This window comes from Nonomuraea sp. NPDC059023, assembly GCF_042740095.1.
GTDB lineage: Bacteria > Actinomycetota > Actinomycetes > Streptosporangiales > Streptosporangiaceae > Nonomuraea.
Window position 1 is genome coordinate 18,209 of the sequence record NZ_JBHYIO010000043.1, and the last position, 14,747, is coordinate 32,955.

The 14,747-nt window shown below is 70.2% G+C and carries 18 protein-coding genes and 1 tRNA gene; 8 read left to right on the plus strand and 11 right to left on the minus strand.

Annotated elements, in window-relative coordinates; genetic code table 11:
• Window positions 1-216: 216 nt before the first annotated feature.
• Window positions 217-759, minus strand: a complete 543-nt coding sequence (locus tag ACFWYW_RS48305; RefSeq protein ID WP_379615606.1) for a TetR family transcriptional regulator — start codon at window positions 757-759, stop codon at window positions 217-219.
• A gap of 90 nt (window positions 760-849) precedes the next feature.
• On the opposite strand from ACFWYW_RS48305, the gene ACFWYW_RS48310 reads away from it, so the two are divergent.
• The gene (locus ACFWYW_RS48310; RefSeq protein WP_379615604.1) at window positions 850-1,995 is read left to right on the plus strand and encodes an FAD-dependent oxidoreductase; all 1,146 of its coding nucleotides are present in this window, start codon (window positions 850-852) and stop codon (window positions 1,993-1,995) included.
• A 71-nt stretch (window positions 1,996-2,066) separates the two neighbouring features.
• Here ACFWYW_RS48310 and ACFWYW_RS48315 read toward each other — a convergent pair whose 3' ends face one another.
• Window positions 2,067-2,270 carry a cold-shock protein gene (locus ACFWYW_RS48315; RefSeq protein WP_157248489.1) on the minus strand — a complete coding sequence of 68 codons (204 nt, stop codon included), beginning with the start codon at window positions 2,268-2,270 and terminating at the stop codon, window positions 2,067-2,069.
• A 223-nt stretch (window positions 2,271-2,493) separates the two neighbouring features.
• Here ACFWYW_RS48315 and ACFWYW_RS48320 point away from each other — a divergent pair, with 223 nt between their 5' ends.
• A complete protein-coding gene (locus ACFWYW_RS48320) occupies window positions 2,494-3,291 on the plus strand; it encodes an HAD family hydrolase (protein WP_379615601.1) in 798 nt (265 codons plus the stop codon).
• Here ACFWYW_RS48320 and ACFWYW_RS48325 read toward each other — a convergent pair.
• Together ACFWYW_RS48325 and ACFWYW_RS48330 are read right to left on the minus strand one after the other, a co-directional pair.
• Window positions 3,282-3,794 (minus strand): bacterial proteasome activator family protein, encoded by a 513-nt coding sequence (locus tag ACFWYW_RS48325; protein WP_379615599.1) that lies wholly within the window; start codon window positions 3,792-3,794, stop codon window positions 3,282-3,284. The two genes, ACFWYW_RS48320 and ACFWYW_RS48325, sit on opposite strands and share 10 nt — an antisense overlap.
• A gap of 5 nt (window positions 3,795-3,799) precedes the next feature.
• Window positions 3,800-4,756 carry an NAD(P)H-quinone oxidoreductase gene (locus tag ACFWYW_RS48330; RefSeq protein WP_379615597.1) on the minus strand — a complete coding sequence of 319 codons (957 nt, stop codon included), beginning with the start codon at window positions 4,754-4,756 and terminating at the stop codon, window positions 3,800-3,802.
• Between the two features lie 150 nt (window positions 4,757-4,906).
• Between ACFWYW_RS48330 and ACFWYW_RS48335 the strand changes: the two genes are divergently transcribed.
• Window positions 4,907-6,895 carry an AAA family ATPase gene (locus ACFWYW_RS48335; RefSeq protein ID WP_379615595.1) on the plus strand — a complete coding sequence of 663 codons (1,989 nt, stop codon included), beginning with the start codon at window positions 4,907-4,909 and terminating at the stop codon, window positions 6,893-6,895.
• A 1-nt stretch (window position 6,896) separates the two neighbouring features.
• Here ACFWYW_RS48335 and ACFWYW_RS48340 read toward each other — a convergent pair.
• Window positions 6,897-6,983 (minus strand) — tRNA-Ser (locus tag ACFWYW_RS48340).
• A gap of 58 nt (window positions 6,984-7,041) precedes the next feature.
• Between ACFWYW_RS48340 and ACFWYW_RS48345 the strand changes: the two genes are divergently transcribed.
• Together ACFWYW_RS48345 and ACFWYW_RS48350 are read left to right on the plus strand one after the other, a co-directional pair.
• Entirely contained in the window at window positions 7,042-7,359 is a 318-nt protein-coding gene (locus ACFWYW_RS48345) for an STAS domain-containing protein (RefSeq protein ID WP_379615593.1), read from the plus strand.
• Window positions 7,356-8,267, plus strand: a complete 912-nt coding sequence (locus tag ACFWYW_RS48350; protein ID WP_379615591.1) for a BtrH N-terminal domain-containing protein — start codon at window positions 7,356-7,358, stop codon at window positions 8,265-8,267. The genes ACFWYW_RS48345 and ACFWYW_RS48350 overlap by 4 nt, the downstream gene beginning before the upstream one ends.
• On the opposite strand, the gene ACFWYW_RS48355 is transcribed toward ACFWYW_RS48350, so the two are convergent.
• The 6 genes from ACFWYW_RS48355 to ACFWYW_RS48380 all read right to left on the minus strand — a co-directional run bounded on the left by ACFWYW_RS48355 (window position 8,250) and on the right by ACFWYW_RS48380 (window position 12,723).
• Window positions 8,250-9,038: an NUDIX domain-containing protein gene (locus ACFWYW_RS48355; protein ID WP_379615589.1), complete on the minus strand. Its 789-nt coding sequence runs from the start codon at window positions 9,036-9,038 to the stop codon at window positions 8,250-8,252. The two genes, ACFWYW_RS48350 and ACFWYW_RS48355, sit on opposite strands and share 18 nt — an antisense overlap.
• A 72-nt stretch (window positions 9,039-9,110) precedes the next feature.
• Window positions 9,111-9,821: a M15 family metallopeptidase gene (locus ACFWYW_RS48360; RefSeq protein ID WP_379615587.1), complete on the minus strand. Its 711-nt coding sequence runs from the start codon at window positions 9,819-9,821 to the stop codon at window positions 9,111-9,113.
• A 23-nt stretch (window positions 9,822-9,844) separates the two neighbouring features.
• On the minus strand, window positions 9,845-10,303 hold the full coding sequence (locus ACFWYW_RS48365; protein WP_379615585.1) for a universal stress protein: 459 nt from the start codon (window positions 10,301-10,303) through the stop codon (window positions 9,845-9,847).
• A gap of 13 nt (window positions 10,304-10,316) precedes the next feature.
• The gene (locus tag ACFWYW_RS48370) at window positions 10,317-10,559 is read right to left on the minus strand and encodes a hypothetical protein (protein ID WP_379615583.1); all 243 of its coding nucleotides are present in this window, start codon (window positions 10,557-10,559) and stop codon (window positions 10,317-10,319) included.
• Complete coding sequence (locus tag ACFWYW_RS48375) at window positions 10,556-10,942, minus strand: hypothetical protein (RefSeq protein WP_379615581.1); 387 nt, start codon at window positions 10,940-10,942, stop codon at window positions 10,556-10,558. The genes ACFWYW_RS48370 and ACFWYW_RS48375 overlap by 4 nt, the downstream gene beginning before the upstream one ends.
• The gene (locus tag ACFWYW_RS48380; protein WP_379615579.1) at window positions 10,939-12,723 is read right to left on the minus strand and encodes an MDR family MFS transporter; all 1,785 of its coding nucleotides are present in this window, start codon (window positions 12,721-12,723) and stop codon (window positions 10,939-10,941) included. The genes ACFWYW_RS48375 and ACFWYW_RS48380 overlap by 4 nt, the downstream gene beginning before the upstream one ends.
• Before the next feature lie 85 nt (window positions 12,724-12,808).
• Between ACFWYW_RS48380 and ACFWYW_RS48385 the strand changes: the two genes are divergently transcribed.
• From ACFWYW_RS48385 to ACFWYW_RS48395, 3 genes are read left to right on the plus strand one after another with little or no spacing between them, the layout of a single operon-like run.
• Window positions 12,809-13,378 (plus strand): TetR family transcriptional regulator, encoded by a 570-nt coding sequence (locus ACFWYW_RS48385; RefSeq protein WP_379615577.1) that lies wholly within the window; start codon window positions 12,809-12,811, stop codon window positions 13,376-13,378.
• A 53-nt stretch (window positions 13,379-13,431) separates the two neighbouring features.
• Complete coding sequence (locus tag ACFWYW_RS48390; RefSeq protein ID WP_379615575.1) at window positions 13,432-13,767, plus strand: hypothetical protein; 336 nt, start codon at window positions 13,432-13,434, stop codon at window positions 13,765-13,767.
• Window positions 13,758-14,687: a hypothetical protein gene (locus tag ACFWYW_RS48395; protein WP_379615573.1), complete on the plus strand. Its 930-nt coding sequence runs from the start codon at window positions 13,758-13,760 to the stop codon at window positions 14,685-14,687. Before ACFWYW_RS48390 ends, ACFWYW_RS48395 begins: the two co-directional genes overlap by 10 nt.
• The last annotated feature ends 60 nt before the right edge of the window (window positions 14,688-14,747 follow it).

Consider the following 14,747-nt stretch of genomic DNA (forward strand, 5'->3'; position numbering starts at 1 on the left):
CCAGGTCTCCCGCACCGTCCGTCGCGCTTGGGCCGCGCCGTCTCCGGGCCGCTGCCAGCCGCCATCGGCACTCTCGGTCCCCTCCGCCTCTCCTCACCCGTCCGGTGTCCTGTGCGCCGACCTCTGGACCCCTCGGGCGGTTGGCGATCCCCACGCGCACCCTGGGCGCATCAGGCCGAGGCTGTGGGGCGTGCACGCCTCTCGTAGTGGGTCGGGTCAGTCGCAGAGGTAGCGCTGGATGGTGGGGGCTGCCCAGCGGATGAGATCGTCGCGGGGCATCGCCACGATGGGCGGAAATTTCAGGATGTATCGGGCCAGCGCCAGCCCCAGGATCTGGGAGGCGGCCAGGCCGGCGCGTACGGGGGCCTCGTCCGGGCCGGTCAGGGTGGCTATGACGGGGGCCAGCTGGGTGGCGAAGATCTCACGCATGCGTTCGGCGGCCGCCTCGTTCGTGACGCCGGTGCGCAGGAGCACCTGCAGCGCCTCGTTGTGCTCCCACAGGCTGAGGAAGTGGCCGACGAGCCCGGCGCCGAGCTGGTCTCGCGGCAGTGCCGAGAAGTCCGGAAATTTCAGGTCGATGTGGGCGGCGGCGGCGAACAACTTCTCCTTGTTACCGAAGTAGCGCATCACCATCGCCGGATCGATCCCGGCGTCACCGGCGATTGACCGGATCGTGGCCTTCTCGTAGCCGTCTGCGGCGAAGCGTTCCCTGGCCGCGGCCAGGATGACGGCCTTGGTGTCCGCGGAGCTCCTTCTCATGTCAACGATTGTAGGCCAACAAGTGTTGACATAGCCAGCACGCCAGGCGCAGACTGATGCCAACAAGCGTTGACCAAAAGGAGAACGAAGATGCTTCCCACCGCCACCGACGTTCTGGTCATCGGCGCCGGCCCCACCGGCCTCACCCTGGCGATCTCGCTCACGCTCAAGGGCCTCGACGTCACCGTCGTGGACAACCAGGCCGAGGGCGACAACACCTCCCGCGCCGCCGTCGTGCACGCCCGCACCCTGGAGCAGCTCGAGCCGCTCGGCGTCACCGGTCCCATGGTCGAGCGGGGCATCCACGCCAAGCGCTTCACGATCAGGGACGGGGACCGCGTGCTGGTGCCGGTTCCGTTCGGGAACCTGCCGACGGACTACCCGTACACGCTGATGATCTCCCAGGCGGAGACCGAGCGGATCCTGCTGGACCGGCTGGTCGCGCTGGGCGGGCGGGTGGCGCGGCCGTACACGCTGACCGGGCTCACCCAGGACGGCGCGGGCGCGACGGCGGCCTTCGCCGACGGAAGCAGCGTGCGCGCCCGCTATGTCGTCGGCGCTGACGGCATGCACAGCACGGTGCGGGAGCAGGCCGGCATCGGGTTCAGCGGCGCCTCCTACCCGGAGTCGTTCTCGCTGGCGGATGTACGGCTCAGCGGCGGCGTGCCCAGCGAGGAGGTCGTGCTGTACTTCTCGCCGGCCGGGCTGGTCGTGGTGGCCCCGTTGCCCGACGGGACGTTCAGGATCGTGGCCACGGTCGACGAGGCGCCCCACGAGCCCGACGTGGCCTACGTGCAGCGCCTGCTGGACGAGCGCGGCCCGCGGCGCCAGAGGGCCGTGGTGAGCGAGGTCGTGTGGGGTTCGCGCTTCAGGGTCCACCACAGGGTGGCGGACGCGTACAGAAGCGGCAGGGTCGTGCTGGCGGGCGACGCGGCGCACGTGCACAGCCCGGCGGGCGGTCAGGGGATGAACACCGGCGTCCAGGACGCCGTGGCGCTGGGTGAGGCCCTGGCGGAGACGCTCAAGACCGGGCACGAGGCGCCCCTGGACGCCTACGCGGCGGCCCGCCGCCCGGTCGCCCGGGAGGTCGTGGCCTTCGCCGGCCGGCTGACCCGCCTGGCGACGATGAGCCGGGCGCTGCGGCCGGTCAGGAACGTGGTGCTGCGGCTGCTGGCCACCCTGCCCCCCTTCCGCCGGGCACTGGCCTGGCGGCTGTCGGGGCTGGTCTACCGGTGAACCGCGGCCTGGACAGCGGAAAGGGCGAGGTCCGCTGGAAGCGAACCCCGCCCTACCTCGCTTACTTCAGATCAGATGGCGCGGACGGCAGAGGCCTGCGGCCCCTTCTGTCCCTGCGTGATCTCGAACTCGACCCGCTGGCCGTCTTCGAGGCTGCGGTAGCCGTTGCCCTGGATCTCGGAGAAGTGCACGAACACGTCCGGTGCACCGCCGTCCGGAGCGATGAAGCCGAAGCCCTTTTCAGCGTTGAACCACTTGACGGTTCCCTGAGCCATAAAAGCTCTCCCTCAGGATGTGAATCTATGGGACCCACACCTCATGGGTCCCGGTGTGTCGTACAGCAGCAACCCGGGGTGGCTCAGACAAAGTCATGCTGGTTTTCACTACGGGATCAGCTAATACAACGCCATCACATCTAACACCATTCCACCGCCTTGGTGTTCCCCTCGCTAGGAAGATTTCTGTTGGACGGCATCACCGGGCAAACTGGAACCCGTTATGAACACCCCTCGCCTTGTGGCCACCGACCTCGACGGAACCGCCCTGCGCTCCGATGGAACGGTCTCTTCCCGAACGGCTGCTGCCTTCGCCAGGGTAGAGGAATCCGGGGCTGTGCTGGTACTCGTCACCGGCCGCCCGCCTCGGTGGATGAGGGAGGTGGCCGAGGTGGTCGGGCACCGCGGGGTGGCGATCTGCGCGAACGGGGCGCTTGTCTACGATCTCCACACCGAACAGATTCTTGAATCTCACCTGATCCAGGCCGACGTGCTCGTGGAGGTCGTGGATCAGCTAAGAGCGAACATCCCCGGACTGGCATTTTCGGTCGAGTACGAAGGTGGTTTTGCGCACGAGTCAGATTTCAGGCTCGGCGGCCTGGACCGACGGGCGGGACGCGGCGGCGGCGTCGGACCGGGGATCCTCACCTCGCGGCCGTGCGCCAAGCTGCTCGCCCTGCACCCGGAGATGGACCCTGACGCGCTCCACGGGGCCGTGCACGAGCTCGTGGGGCACCTGGTGACCGCCACCCACTCCAGCCGCAGCGCGCTGGTCGAGATGAGCGCGCACGGCATCACGAAGGCCACCGCGCTGGCGGCGCTGGCCAGGCGGCACGGCATCGGACCCGAGGACGCCGTGGCGTTCGGTGACATGCCGAACGACCTGCCCATGCTCGCGTGGGCGGGCAGGTCGTACGCGGTGGCCAACGCGCATCGCGACGTGCTGGCCGTGGTCGGTCAGACGATCGAGGCCAACGACGAGGACGGCGTCGCCCGCGTGCTCGAAGAGCTCTACAGGTAGGGGCCGGAGCCGCCGGGCTGCTGCTGGCCCTCCTGCGGCACTCCGGGCAGCGCCCTGCGCATCTGCTCCAGCTGGGCCCTGGCCGCCATCTGCTGGGCGAACAGCGTCGTCTGGATGCCGTGGAAGAGCCCTTCCAGCCAGCCGACCAGCTGGGCGTGGGCGATCCGCAGCTCGGCCTCGCTGGGCGGGGCGCCGTTGTCGTCGGTGAACGGCAGCGACAACCGCTCCAGCTCGTTGACCAGCTCGGGGGCGAGGCCGTCCTCAAGCTCCTTTATGGAGGACTCGTGGATCTCCTTCAACCGCTTGCGGCTGGCCTCGTCGAGAGGAGCCGCGCGGACCTCTTCGAGAAGCTGGCGGATCATGCTGCCGATGCGCATCACCTTCGCGGGCTGCTCGACCAGGCCCGCCACCGAGCGCTCTTCCTCGCCGCCGTCGCCCTGCTGCCCCTGGAAGTCAGGCCCGACCACCACGATGTGGGGGGTGTTGTTCTCCTCAGCATTCATACGTCTCACCGTACTAGCAGGATCTTGCCGACGTGTTCCCCGGAATCGAGCATTTCGTGCGCCCGAGCGGCCTCGGCGAGAGGCACCTCCGCGTAGATCACCGGCCGCACCGCACCCGCGCTGACCAGCGGCCACACGTTGTCGACGACCCCGCGCACGATGACGCCCTTCTCGTCGGCGGGCCGCGAGCGCAGCGTGGTTCCGTGTACGGCCGCGCGCTTGTTGAGCAGCATCCGCAGATCGAGCTCGGCCGAGGTGCCGCCCTGCAGACCGATGATCACGAGCCGCCCACCCGTCCGCAAAGCTTTGATATTTCGGGACAGATACTTTGCGCCCATGATGTCCAGAATCACGTCGGCCTCCGCCTTCTCGGCGAAGTCCTCCTCCCGGTAGTTGATCACCTCGTCGGCGCCCAGCTCCCTGAGCCGCTCCAGCTTCTCCGCGGTGCCCGCGGTCGCGATCACCCGCGAGCCGAACGCCTTCGCCAGCTGGATCGCCATCGTCCCCACGCCGCTGGCTCCGCCGTGCACCAGCAGGGTGTCCGAACGCCGCAGCCGCGCGGTCATGAACACGTTCGACCACACCGTGCAGACCACTTCGGGCAGCGCCGCCGCTTCGGTCAGGGAGACGTTGTCCGGCACCGGCATCACCTGCTGCCACGGCACTGTCACCTGTTCGGCATATCCGCCGCCGCCCAGCAGCGCGCAGACTCGATCGCCGACCTGGAAGTGCTCCACGTCCGCGCCGACCTCGGCCACGACCCCCGAGCACTCCAGGCCCGGATATTCCGAGTCGCCGGGAGGCGGGTTGTAGAAGCCGAGCCGCTGGAGGACGTCCGCCCTGTTCAACGCCGAGGCGGCCACGTCGATGAGCACTTCTCCCCGCCCGGGGCGGAGATCCGGCACCTCGCGCCACTCCAGAACCTCAGGCGCGCCGATCTTGGAGATCACAATCGCTCGCATGCTGACCAAGATAGGCGCGTGGTGCCCCGCCGAGCCCCGGAGCGGGGGTGCCGGGCAAAGAAGTTGAGGGTTGCCGCCGTCCGGCGCGACGCTTGACGTTAACCTGCAATGTATTTGCTGCCCCTTTAGACCCACCCGAGGGGGAACACGGTGGCAAGGCACGATCGCGAAGAATCTCTCGAAGAGCAGCTGGCCTGGCTCGACGCCATCAAGGAGACGGAAGAGGCGCCGGTGGCTGTGAGCGCCACCGCCGAGGCCGCGGCTTCGCCGTACCCGAAGGACCCATGGCTGTCGGTGCCGTCCGCGCAGGAGACGCCGACCCCGCCGCTGTTCCGTGCCGCCGTCGACTCCGTGTACGGCTCCGCCGCCGCGGAGGAACTGCCCGCCACCGAGAGCGAGGCCGCCGAGTGGCTGGGTGACGAGGCCGCGCCCGGCAAGGAGCCGGCCGGGTCGGTCGACGAGGAGGCCGAGAGCTTCCTGGCGCCGCTGAAGCCGCTGCCGAGGCCGGACGACACCGACAGCTACACGCTCTCTCCCGCTCCCGCACCGGCGGAGGAGGAGACGCCGCCCAAGGCGGAGTACACCGAGGCCGAGACCCAGCCGGACAACCCGTGGCCGAAGCCGCCCGAGTGGTCCAGGCCCGCCTTCGACCTGCCCAAGCCCGCGTTCGACGAGCCGAAGGCCGGCTTCGAGAAGGACTTCGACAGTCCCTTCACGCAGGACCTTCCCCTCGACTTCGAACGTTCCCGCGCGGCCGTGGACCTGCCCGAGCCGGACGCGCCGGAGCTCTCGGAGGACGCCGCGGAGGAGGAGCGGCTGCAGAAGCGCTTCGAGGCGTTCAAGCCGGACTGGTCACCGCGTAACGACCCGTTCGGTCAGCCGGCCGACCGCCCCGCTGCCGACCGCCCCGCCCCGGAGCCGCCACAGCAGCCCGCCGAGCCGCGGCAGCCTTTCAACGAGCGGTCCTTCACCGAGCAGTCCTTCACCGACCGGCCGCAGCCCGCGGACCGGGGCTTCGATCGCCCCGAGCCCGCCCATTCCGAATCCGCCCGTTCCGAGTCCGCCCGTCCTGAACCGGCCGTTCGTCCTGAACCAGCCGTCCGCCCCGAGCCCGCCGAGCGCCCCGCCGCCGAGCGGCCCGCGACGCGACGCCGGGCCGCGCCCGTGCCGGTGTTCACCTCGCCGCCGCGCCCGCCGGTCACCGGCCGGCCCACCGCCGACAGCCTCGACCCCGAGTCGCTGCTGCGCGGGCGCCGTAACGCGCCGTCCAAGGGCTGGCGCAGGCTGGTGTACAAGGCCTCCGGCGGCTGGATCAAGCCCGGCGAGCCGGCCGAGGTGCGCCGCCGCCGAGAGCTGCTCAACCGGGCCCGCACGCCGGTGGCCACCGGTCACCACCGCGTCGCCGTACTGAGCCTGAAGGGCGGGGTCGGCAAGACCACGACCACGGTCGGGCTGGGCGCGACGCTGGCGCAGGTGCGCGGCGACCGGGTGATCGCCGTGGACGCCAACCCCGACCGCGGCACCCTGTCGGACAAGCTGGAGCTGGAGACCTCCGCGACCGTGCGGGACCTGCTGAACGAGCGCGACCAGGTCAAGCGCTACGTGGACATCAGGGCCTTCACCTCGCAGGCGCCCTCCCGGCTGGAGGTGCTCGCCTCCGACCGCGACCCGTCGGTCTCCGAGGCGTTCAGCGGCGCCGACTACCAGGCCGCCGCGCAGGTGCTGGAGAACTTCTACTCGATCTGCATCACCGACTGCGGCACCGGCCTGCTCCACTCGGCCATGGGCGGCGTCCTGGGCCTGGCCGACCAGATCGTGCTGGTCAGCTCGCCCTCCGTGGACGGCGCCAGGGCCGCCTCGGCGACGCTCGACTGGCTGGAGGCGCACCACTACGGCGACCTGGTCAGGGACGCCACCGTGGTGCTCTGCAGCGTACGGCCGCGCTCGAAGTCGGCCGTGGACATCAAGAAGCTGGAGGCCCACTTCGCGGCGCGGTGCCGGGCGGTGGTTCGCGTGCCGTACGACCCGCATCTGGAGGAGGGCGCGGAGATCGACCTGGACCGGCTGCAGGAGGCGACCAGGGAGTCCTACCTCCAGCTCGCCGCCAGCGTGGGGGACGGCTTCGCCGGCCGGGAGTGAGCGGAGGGTGTGGGATTCGAACCCACGAGACCATCGCTGGCCTGGCCGCTTTCAAGGCGGCTGCACTCGTCCACTATGCGAACCCTCCAGTGCGCACACCACCTTAGCGGCTGTTCCGCTCCTGACGCTCGCGGTAAGTTCGGTGGGTGGATCTCAGGGTCGAGGTCGAACGCGCCGGTGGGGACGCCCTCGTGCGTCTTGAGGGGGATCTCGACAAGCTGTCGGCTCCCCGGCTGAAGCAGCGGCTGGTGGAGCTGTCCGAGGACGGCTGCCACACGATCGTGCTGGACGCGGCGCTGCTCGACTTCTGCGACTCCAGCGGGCTGTGGGTGCTGGTCGAGCATCACCGGCGCCTGACCGCGCTCGGCGGGACCATGCGGCTGAGCGGCGTGCACGGCATCCTGCAGCGCGTTCTCGACATCACCGGCCTCAGGGCCGTCTTCTACCCGGTGAGGGCGCCATGACCCACTACGAGTCGGCGCTGCTGCGCCGCGTGCTCGGCGAGGAACTGTCCGAGGCCATGTGGTTCGGCCTGGGCGGCGGGATCGGCTTCATGTACTTCGTCTTCGAGTACTCCGGTGAGCCGCCGCACCTGTCGATCATCGCCCAGGCGCACCCGGAGCCGATGGTCGCGCGGGCCCTGGACCGGGCGGGGGTCCGGCATGAGATCCGCCACACCGGCTCGGCCAAGGTGGCGGAGCGGAACCTGCGCGCCGCGCTCGGCGCGGGGCACCGGGTGGTCTGCCGGGTGGACCGGCATCGGCTGCCCTGGCGGCCAGACTTTCCTTTCCCCGAACCCGTCGACGTGGACGTGCTCGACCTCGACGGCGATCGGGTACGGCTCGGCGACGGCGAGATGTCGCTGGAAGCGTTCCTCGGCGCGTGGTCGGCGGCCAAGAAGGAGCGCCACCAGCTCATCGAGATCACCGGGACCGGCGGCGGGCGGCCGGACGTCGCGGGGGCGATCAAGGAGACCGCGGCCAGGCTGACCGGGCCGGTGCTGGGCAACAACTTCGACGTCAACTTCGGGCTGTCGGGCATGCGCAAGCTGGCCGAGCAGCTCGGTGACACCTCGACCAAGCAGGGGTGGACGCGCCGGTTCACCGATGCCGGGGTCGCGCTTGAGCGGCTGGCGACGTGCCTGGACGTGGAGTACACGGCTCCGGCGGCGTCGCGGCCGCTGTTCGCGGAGTTCCTGGCCGAGGCGGGGGAGGACCCCGCTTCCCGGATTTATCGGGCTTCGGGGGAAATTTGGGCGGATGTGGTGAGTGCGGCGCGGGCCGGGGAGTCCTACCCGCGCATCGGTGAGCTGGTGGCCTCCGCCGTACGGGAGGAGGAGCGTGGGGCCGTCCAGCTAGGAGCGCAGCTGTGAGAGCAGCCATCGGGGTCCCGACGTCTCGGCGCCCAGTCCGGCCACCCGTTCCTTGAGGCCCCGGTCGGCGGTGACCACGCGGTAGCGTTCCCACGGCCTGGCCTGCCGTACCAGTTCGACGATGGTGTCGTCGCCGCTGCCCGCGGCCGCGACGACCTCGACCTCGCCCGCGGGCGGCGTCTGCCTGGCCGCGCCCTCCACGACCGCCACGATCCTCGGGTACCACTGCGCGAGCAGCGGGTGCGTGAGGCCGCTGCGGGCGGCCACGTCGCGCACCAGGCGGGTGGCGGCGCCGAGGCGGTCGTTCCACCAGCCGTGCTCGGCGCGGGCGCCGACGATGTTGGCCACGTCCAGCACGACGGTCTCGGGGACGAGCACGCCCTGGACCTCGTCCCACGTCTCGGCGAAGCCCGGGTGCAGCTTCCTGGCGGCGATCTCGGGCAGGGGCAGCCAGAGGAGTTCCGAGCTCTCGGAGTTCGCGGGCGCCGCGTCCAGCAGGGCGCCGGCCTCGGCGATCACCGTCTCGAACGTCCATCCGCCGTGGTCGTCGAGGTAGACGCCGCGCACCCGCAGGCCGTCGGCGCCGAGCGCCGCCTCCTCGTGAGCCTCGCGCAGCGCGCTGACGATCGCGTCCTCGTGGCTGTCGCGGGCGCCGCCGGGCAGCCCCCACGTCCCGCCGTGATGGCTCCACCAGGCGCGTTTCTGCATGAGGACGTGCGGGGTGCCCTGTTCGTCATGGTGTACGGCCAGCAGCCCCGATGCCCCGTGCACCCCCCAATGCCGGTGTCCACGCGCGCATTGGGCCCATCCGTCACCGTCTTTCGCCGCCATGCGAATAGTCTGTCAGCCCCCGCCCTTGCTGAAATGCTGGTAGTCCTTCGTGCCCGACCAGTAGCCGCCCCACTCCCATCCGACGGCGGCGAAAGCCTTCACCACCTTGTCGCGGGGATTTATGACGCCTTTACCGTCCATTGGCCGCTCGGTGAATTTCTTCGCGTTTTGGTGGGCTGTGCCGCCGTCTGCAGTGACGTACGGGTTTTCGCGGGGATTGATGTCGATTGCTTGGCCATAGGCGTGCTTCGACCAGTTGCTCGACCCGGTGGCAGGACGGCAGTTGAAGGCCGAGGTGTTGTCGGCGTCGATCGAGTCGTAGTCGTCGCCCTTGTAGGCGTCGACCAGCTCCATCTTCTTGATCGGCCAGCGCTCGGCGTACAACTTCCTGAAGACCGTGACGATGTCGTCGGTGACCGTCTCCCGCACGATCAGCTCGCCGGTGTGCGCCTTGTCGTCGAAGCCCCAGTAGGTCATCGTGATCAGCCGCAGGTCGCCGAGCGGCACCGGGCAGCCGGGCCGCCACGAGTACGGGACCTGGTCGCGGGAGACCTTGGAGATCTTGGCGGTGAACTCCGGCGGGCCGGCCGGCGTGCTGGGGGTCTCCGTCGGCGGTGCGGTCGTAGGCGGAGCCGGGGCCTGCGCGGCTGAGGCGACCGGTTTCTGCTGCCCGGCGCACGCTGCCGCCGCAAGCACCATGACCAGGGCTGATACACGCTTCATCCAGCCACGATACGTGCTTTCCGCTATGGCACGATGAGGACGGTGCGCCGGGAGCGCCGGGCGAGTCCCACCGAGACGGAGCCGGTGAAGCCGCGCCAGACCGAGCGGGAACGGCCGACCACGATCGCGTCGGCCATGCTCGCGTCGGCCAGCGACTCCAGCGCGCGGGTGGCGTCGCCGCGCATGGCGATGAACTGCCAGGGCACGCCGACGCCGCGCATCTCGTCCCGCAGGTCCTCGGCCAGGTCGCCGGCCGGATCGGGGACGATCGGCGCACCGGCGAAGAACCAGAGCGTGGCGCTGTTCAGCGACTCCACGAACGCCACCAGCAGCCCGGCGTTGTCCCGGCGGGCGAGCCCGGCCGCGTACGCGAGCGCGTTGCGGCTCGGGCCCGAGCCGTCGTAGCCGACCACGATCAGGCCGGCTCCGTCCTTGCCGATCTCGAACCCGGGGTCGGCCAGCGGCTCCCCTTGGGGATACACGGCACGTCCCTGGTCAGCGCTTCTCGGCCACGTGGCGGCCGCGGCGGGCCAGTTCGCGCAGGGCGTCGGCCGCGTAGGCCACCAGCGCGGCGAACGACAGGCCGGCCAGGATGCCGCCGAGCCACAGGTCGTTGACGGTCGCGTCGGTGTACGCGGCGCCGCGCGGCTGGTAACCGACCGCGAACGGTGCGGCGACCAGCCAGAGGCCACCGAGGAACAACAGCACCAGGGCGCTCACGCCCAGCTTCGCCTTCATCGCTTATCCTCCACCAGGGAGCCGTTCTGCCGGGTTCTCATGTCCTCGCGCAGCGCCTCGACCAGTGGGGCCAGCATCGTGGCCAGTTCCGCGGAGGACGTGCCGGCCGGGGCGGCGGGGGCGGGCTCGGGTTCGGCGGGGCGCTGCCGTACGGTCACCAGACCGCGCGCGACGAGCTCCTCATGGATCGCGGCGATGAACGCGCCCGCGCCGGCGAGCGCGACGACGGCCACGCCGAGGCCGGTGAAGAACTCCGAGTTGGTGGCGGCTGTCCAGTCGGCGCCCTCGGGCTGGGTGCCCAGGGCGAACGGGGCGATCATCAGCCACAGCCCGGCGAGCAGCGCCAGGGCGGCCGTGACCGCGCCCACGAACTTGCGGATCATAGGGTGACTCTCTCTTTCTCGGGTGGCGCCGCCTGTGCGATGAGCGCCCGCGAGGTCGGGCGGAGCACGTCGTGGGCCACGGATCTGGCACGCTCGCGTTCCGGGCGCTCGTCCGGCGGCGCCATTCTGGCGACGGCGCTCAGCAGGGCGGAGGGGTGGCCGTTGGTGTTCTCGACGCGCTGGGCGATGAGTTCGAGCAGGAGGCCGGCCAGGACCATGTCGTCCTTGGTGAGCGTCTGGGGCGCGGCGACGGGCTGGTTGGTGCGCAGCGGCAGTTCCTTGAGGAACAGCGTGGCCACGAAGCCGAGCACCGCGATCGGCACGCCGACCAGGAACACGGTCTCCAGCCCGCGCGTGAACGACTCCAGCACGATGCCCTTGACCGGCTCTGCCAGGTGCTGGATGGCCTCGGGGCTGCCCAGCTTCGGCGTGCCACCGGCGGGCAGGTTGATCCCGGCCGCCTGGAGCATCCCCGCCATCTCGTCCTTGAGGCGGTTGGTGAGGATCGCGCCGAACGCGGCCACGCCCACGGCGCCGCCGAGCGAGCGGAAGAACGAGACGCCCGAGGTCGTCGAGGCCATGTCGCGCGGTTCGGAGGCGTTCTGCGCGGCGAGGATGAGCATCTGCATGGACAGGCCCAGCCCGATGCCCAGCACCGCCACGTCGAAGCCGATCAGCCACTCGCTGGAGTCGACGTGCAGCCGGGACAGCAGGAACAGCCCGATCGCCACGATCAGCAGTCCCGCGACCGGGAAGATCTTCCACTTGCCGGTCTTGGTGACGATCTTCCCGGAGATCACGCCGGCCAGGAACAGCGCGACCACCATGGGCAGCGTCATCAGCCCGGAGTTGGTCGGGCTGAGTCCCTTCACGATCTGCAGGTACTGCGGCAGGTAGATCATCGCCCCGAACATCGCCATGCCGACCAGCAGCGAGGCGATGCTGGTGAGGACGAACGTGGGGTTGCGGAAGAGCCGTGGCGGCAGGATCGGGTCGCGCGACTTCTGCTCGGCCAGTACGGCCAGCGCCAGCATCAGCAGGCTGATCGCGGCCAGCGCGTAGGTCCAGAAGGAGTTCCACTCGAACTCCTGGCCGCCCAGCGTCAGCAGCAGCATGAGCGCGCTCGCGCTCGCGGTGATCGTGAAGGCGCCCCAGATGTCGACTGTGGTGTCGCGCCGGACGTGCTCGATCTTCAGGAACTTCTGGATCACGAAGAACGCGACGGCGGCGAACGGCACCACGACGTAGAAGCACCAGCGCCAGCCGAGCCAGTCGGTGTCGACGATGAAGCCGCCGAGCAGCGGCCCCGCCACCGTGGACAGCCCGAAGACCGCGCCCATGTAGCCGGAGTAGCGCCCGCGCTCGCGCGGGGAGACGATGTCGCCGAGGATCACCTGCGACAGCGCCGAAAGACCACCCACACCGAGCCCCTGTACGGCTCGCGCCGCGATGAGCTGGCCCATGTCCTGGGAGAGCCCGGCGGCCAGCGACGCGGCGACGAACAACGCCAGCGACGTCTGGAAGAGCAGCTTCCTGCCGAACAGGTCGGACAGCTTGCCCCAGAGCGGGGTCGAGACCGTCATCGTGAGCATGGTGGCCGAGGCCACCCACGAGTACTGGTCCTGGCCGCCGAGCTCGCCGACGATCGTCGGCAGGGCGGTGCCCACGACGGAGGTCGAGATCATCGAGGTGAGCATCGCGAGCATGAGCCCGGCCATCACCTCGAGGATCTCGCGATGCGAATACTGCCGCCGTTCGGCCTGGGCTACCAAGCGCCCCACCCCCTTTGACATTCGAATACCACGCGAGTATACGCCCGTTTACTAGCCGCGCGGCAAGTGGCCCCCGCGCGGGTAGAGTTCGGGCATGAACGCCGAGGCGGCCACGGAGACCAAGCCGCGTGATCGCGAGGCCACCCGGCAGCGCCTGCTGCGCGCCGCGCGCTCACTGTTCGCCGAGCACGGCTACGAGCAGGTGACCGTCCGCATGATCGCGGCGGCGGCCGACGCCAACATCGCGCTGGTGGGGCGCTACTTCGGTTCCAAGGCGGGACTGTTCGGCGAGGTGCTGGCCGGCGAGCCCACGGTCGCCCGGGTCATCGAAGGCGACCGGGAGGGCCTGGCCAGACGGCTGGGGGAGTACGCGGCGGAACGTATGTACTCCGACCCGGAAAGCCCGATCCTGCGCTCCCTGGAACGCTCGGCCGGCGACCCCGAGATCCAGGAACTCGTCCGCGAACGGCTCCGCAACGCGATCATCGCCCCGATGACCGCCGGGCTCGAAGGGCAGGACGCGCAGGCGCGGGCGCGGCTGGCGATCGCGGTCTTCCTGGGAATCGGGACCATGCGCCGCCTGCTCGGCCCCGAGGTGCCCACCCCGGCCGACGTCGACCGGATCACCGCCGTCTTCGAGCTCTGTCTACGCCCGCACACGTGATCGTTACGTACGTGAGGCGGTAGCCGTAACATCCGGCCCGCAGCATGTCCGGCATGCGAGACACGTCGATCGCGCACGACCAGCTCACGAAGCAGGCCGCGCCCGCCTTCACGGACCTGGCCGACGACCTGGCCAGATCGGTGCGCAGAGCCGAGGACATCCTGGGACGGCTGGGCTCCTGGCCCGTGGGCGAGGAGGCGGACGAGGCGTTCGTCGCCTGGTACGGCCCCAAACGGCGGGAGATGCCGGAGATGATCGAGGACTTCGCCGAGGCCTACCGCGACCTCGCCGAGGGCCTGCTGATGATGCGGCGCAACGTCGCCACCGTCGACTGGGGCGTCGCCGACGACCTGCGCATCGCCGACGTCCCGGTGTACCGATGGCCGTGAACGCGCTGCTGCTGGCCCTCATGGCCGGTGGCACGGGCTCGATGGTCGCCCTGCGCGTCTACGCGGGAGTGACCGCGCCGGAGATCCCGCCCGGCGAGCTGCGCAAGGCCGCCAAGGCCTTCCGCGAGCTGGCCGACGACCTGGACCGCGGCGACGGGGCCATCGCCACCAGGGCGAACGCCGCCGCCTCCACGGTCTGGCTCAACAACTCCGGCGACGGCGTGGACGCCTTCTCAAAGCTCTATCTGACCAACCTCAGGTTCTTCCCCTACGCCTTCGCCAACGACTGCCGGGTGATCGCGGTGGGCTGCGAGGCGTACGCGCGCATGGTGGAGGACGTGCGCGAGCGGTTCGTCGAGCTGGAGAAGGCCATCATGCAGCTGCTGTGGCTGGTCGCCTTCCAACCTCTCACCACCGCCCTGTACGGCGTGGCCCAGGCGATGGCCGCCGTCCAGCTCGCCCGCCTGGTCAAGCTGGCCCAGGTCCTGAAGTCCGTCTTCCTCCACAACGTGGCCAGGATTCTGCGGCTGACCTTCCCGAAGTACGTGCTGACCACCCTGAACTACGCCGCGGTGGACGGCGCGGCCTATGCCGCGGGCTCGATGGCCGCCGACGCCGCCGTGGACGTGGCCCACGGCAGGGACGTGAACCCGTCGGCCACCGAGTTCGGCAAGATCGTGACCGCCAACACCGGCTACATCCTGGGCTACGACGCCGCCAAGCTCGCCCTGCCCGGCCCGGCGACGCGCGGTGGCGAGTTGGCCGCCCGGTTGTTCGGCTCCGGGTTCGGCTACACGCCCGTGAAGAGCGCGCTGGACGGAGACGGCACCATCCTGCCGACGGGCGACGAATGGATCGGCAAGCTGGAGGGCCACGGCATGCGGGCCCTCATCTTCCCGCCCGGCTGGAGGTACCGCTGACGGTTGACAGGTGATCGAACCAAACGCATGCTTGGGTGGCTGTGGCCCTTGGCGCGAGGC

What these genes read in the sequence shown, in the direction of transcription:
- ACFWYW_RS48305 (WP_379615606.1), bottom strand. Translation starts at nt 759, where the DNA reads ATGAGAAGGAGCTCCGCGGACACCAAGGCCGTCATCCTGGCCGCGGCC.
- ACFWYW_RS48310 (WP_379615604.1), top strand. Translation starts at nt 850, where the DNA reads ATGCTTCCCACCGCCACCGACGTTCTGGTCATCGGCGCCGGCCCCACC.
- ACFWYW_RS48315 (WP_157248489.1), bottom strand. Translation starts at nt 2,270, where the DNA reads ATGGCTCAGGGAACCGTCAAGTGGTTCAACGCTGAAAAGGGCTTCGGC.
- ACFWYW_RS48320 (WP_379615601.1), top strand. Translation starts at nt 2,494, where the DNA reads ATGAACACCCCTCGCCTTGTGGCCACCGACCTCGACGGAACCGCCCTG.
- ACFWYW_RS48325 (WP_379615599.1), bottom strand. Translation starts at nt 3,794, where the DNA reads ATGAATGCTGAGGAGAACAACACCCCCCACATCGTGGTGGTCGGGCCT.
- ACFWYW_RS48330 (WP_379615597.1), bottom strand. Translation starts at nt 4,756, where the DNA reads ATGCGAGCGATTGTGATCTCCAAGATCGGCGCGCCTGAGGTTCTGGAG.
- ACFWYW_RS48350 (WP_379615591.1), top strand. Translation starts at nt 7,356, where the DNA reads ATGACCCACTACGAGTCGGCGCTGCTGCGCCGCGTGCTCGGCGAGGAA.
- ACFWYW_RS48360 (WP_379615587.1), bottom strand. Translation starts at nt 9,821, where the DNA reads ATGAAGCGTGTATCAGCCCTGGTCATGGTGCTTGCGGCGGCAGCGTGC.
- ACFWYW_RS48370 (WP_379615583.1), bottom strand. Translation starts at nt 10,559, where the DNA reads ATGAAGGCGAAGCTGGGCGTGAGCGCCCTGGTGCTGTTGTTCCTCGGT.
- ACFWYW_RS48375 (WP_379615581.1), bottom strand. Translation starts at nt 10,942, where the DNA reads ATGATCCGCAAGTTCGTGGGCGCGGTCACGGCCGCCCTGGCGCTGCTC.
- ACFWYW_RS48385 (WP_379615577.1), top strand. Translation starts at nt 12,809, where the DNA reads ATGAACGCCGAGGCGGCCACGGAGACCAAGCCGCGTGATCGCGAGGCC.
- ACFWYW_RS48390 (WP_379615575.1), top strand. Translation starts at nt 13,432, where the DNA reads ATGCGAGACACGTCGATCGCGCACGACCAGCTCACGAAGCAGGCCGCG.
- ACFWYW_RS48395 (WP_379615573.1), top strand. Translation starts at nt 13,758, where the DNA reads ATGGCCGTGAACGCGCTGCTGCTGGCCCTCATGGCCGGTGGCACGGGC.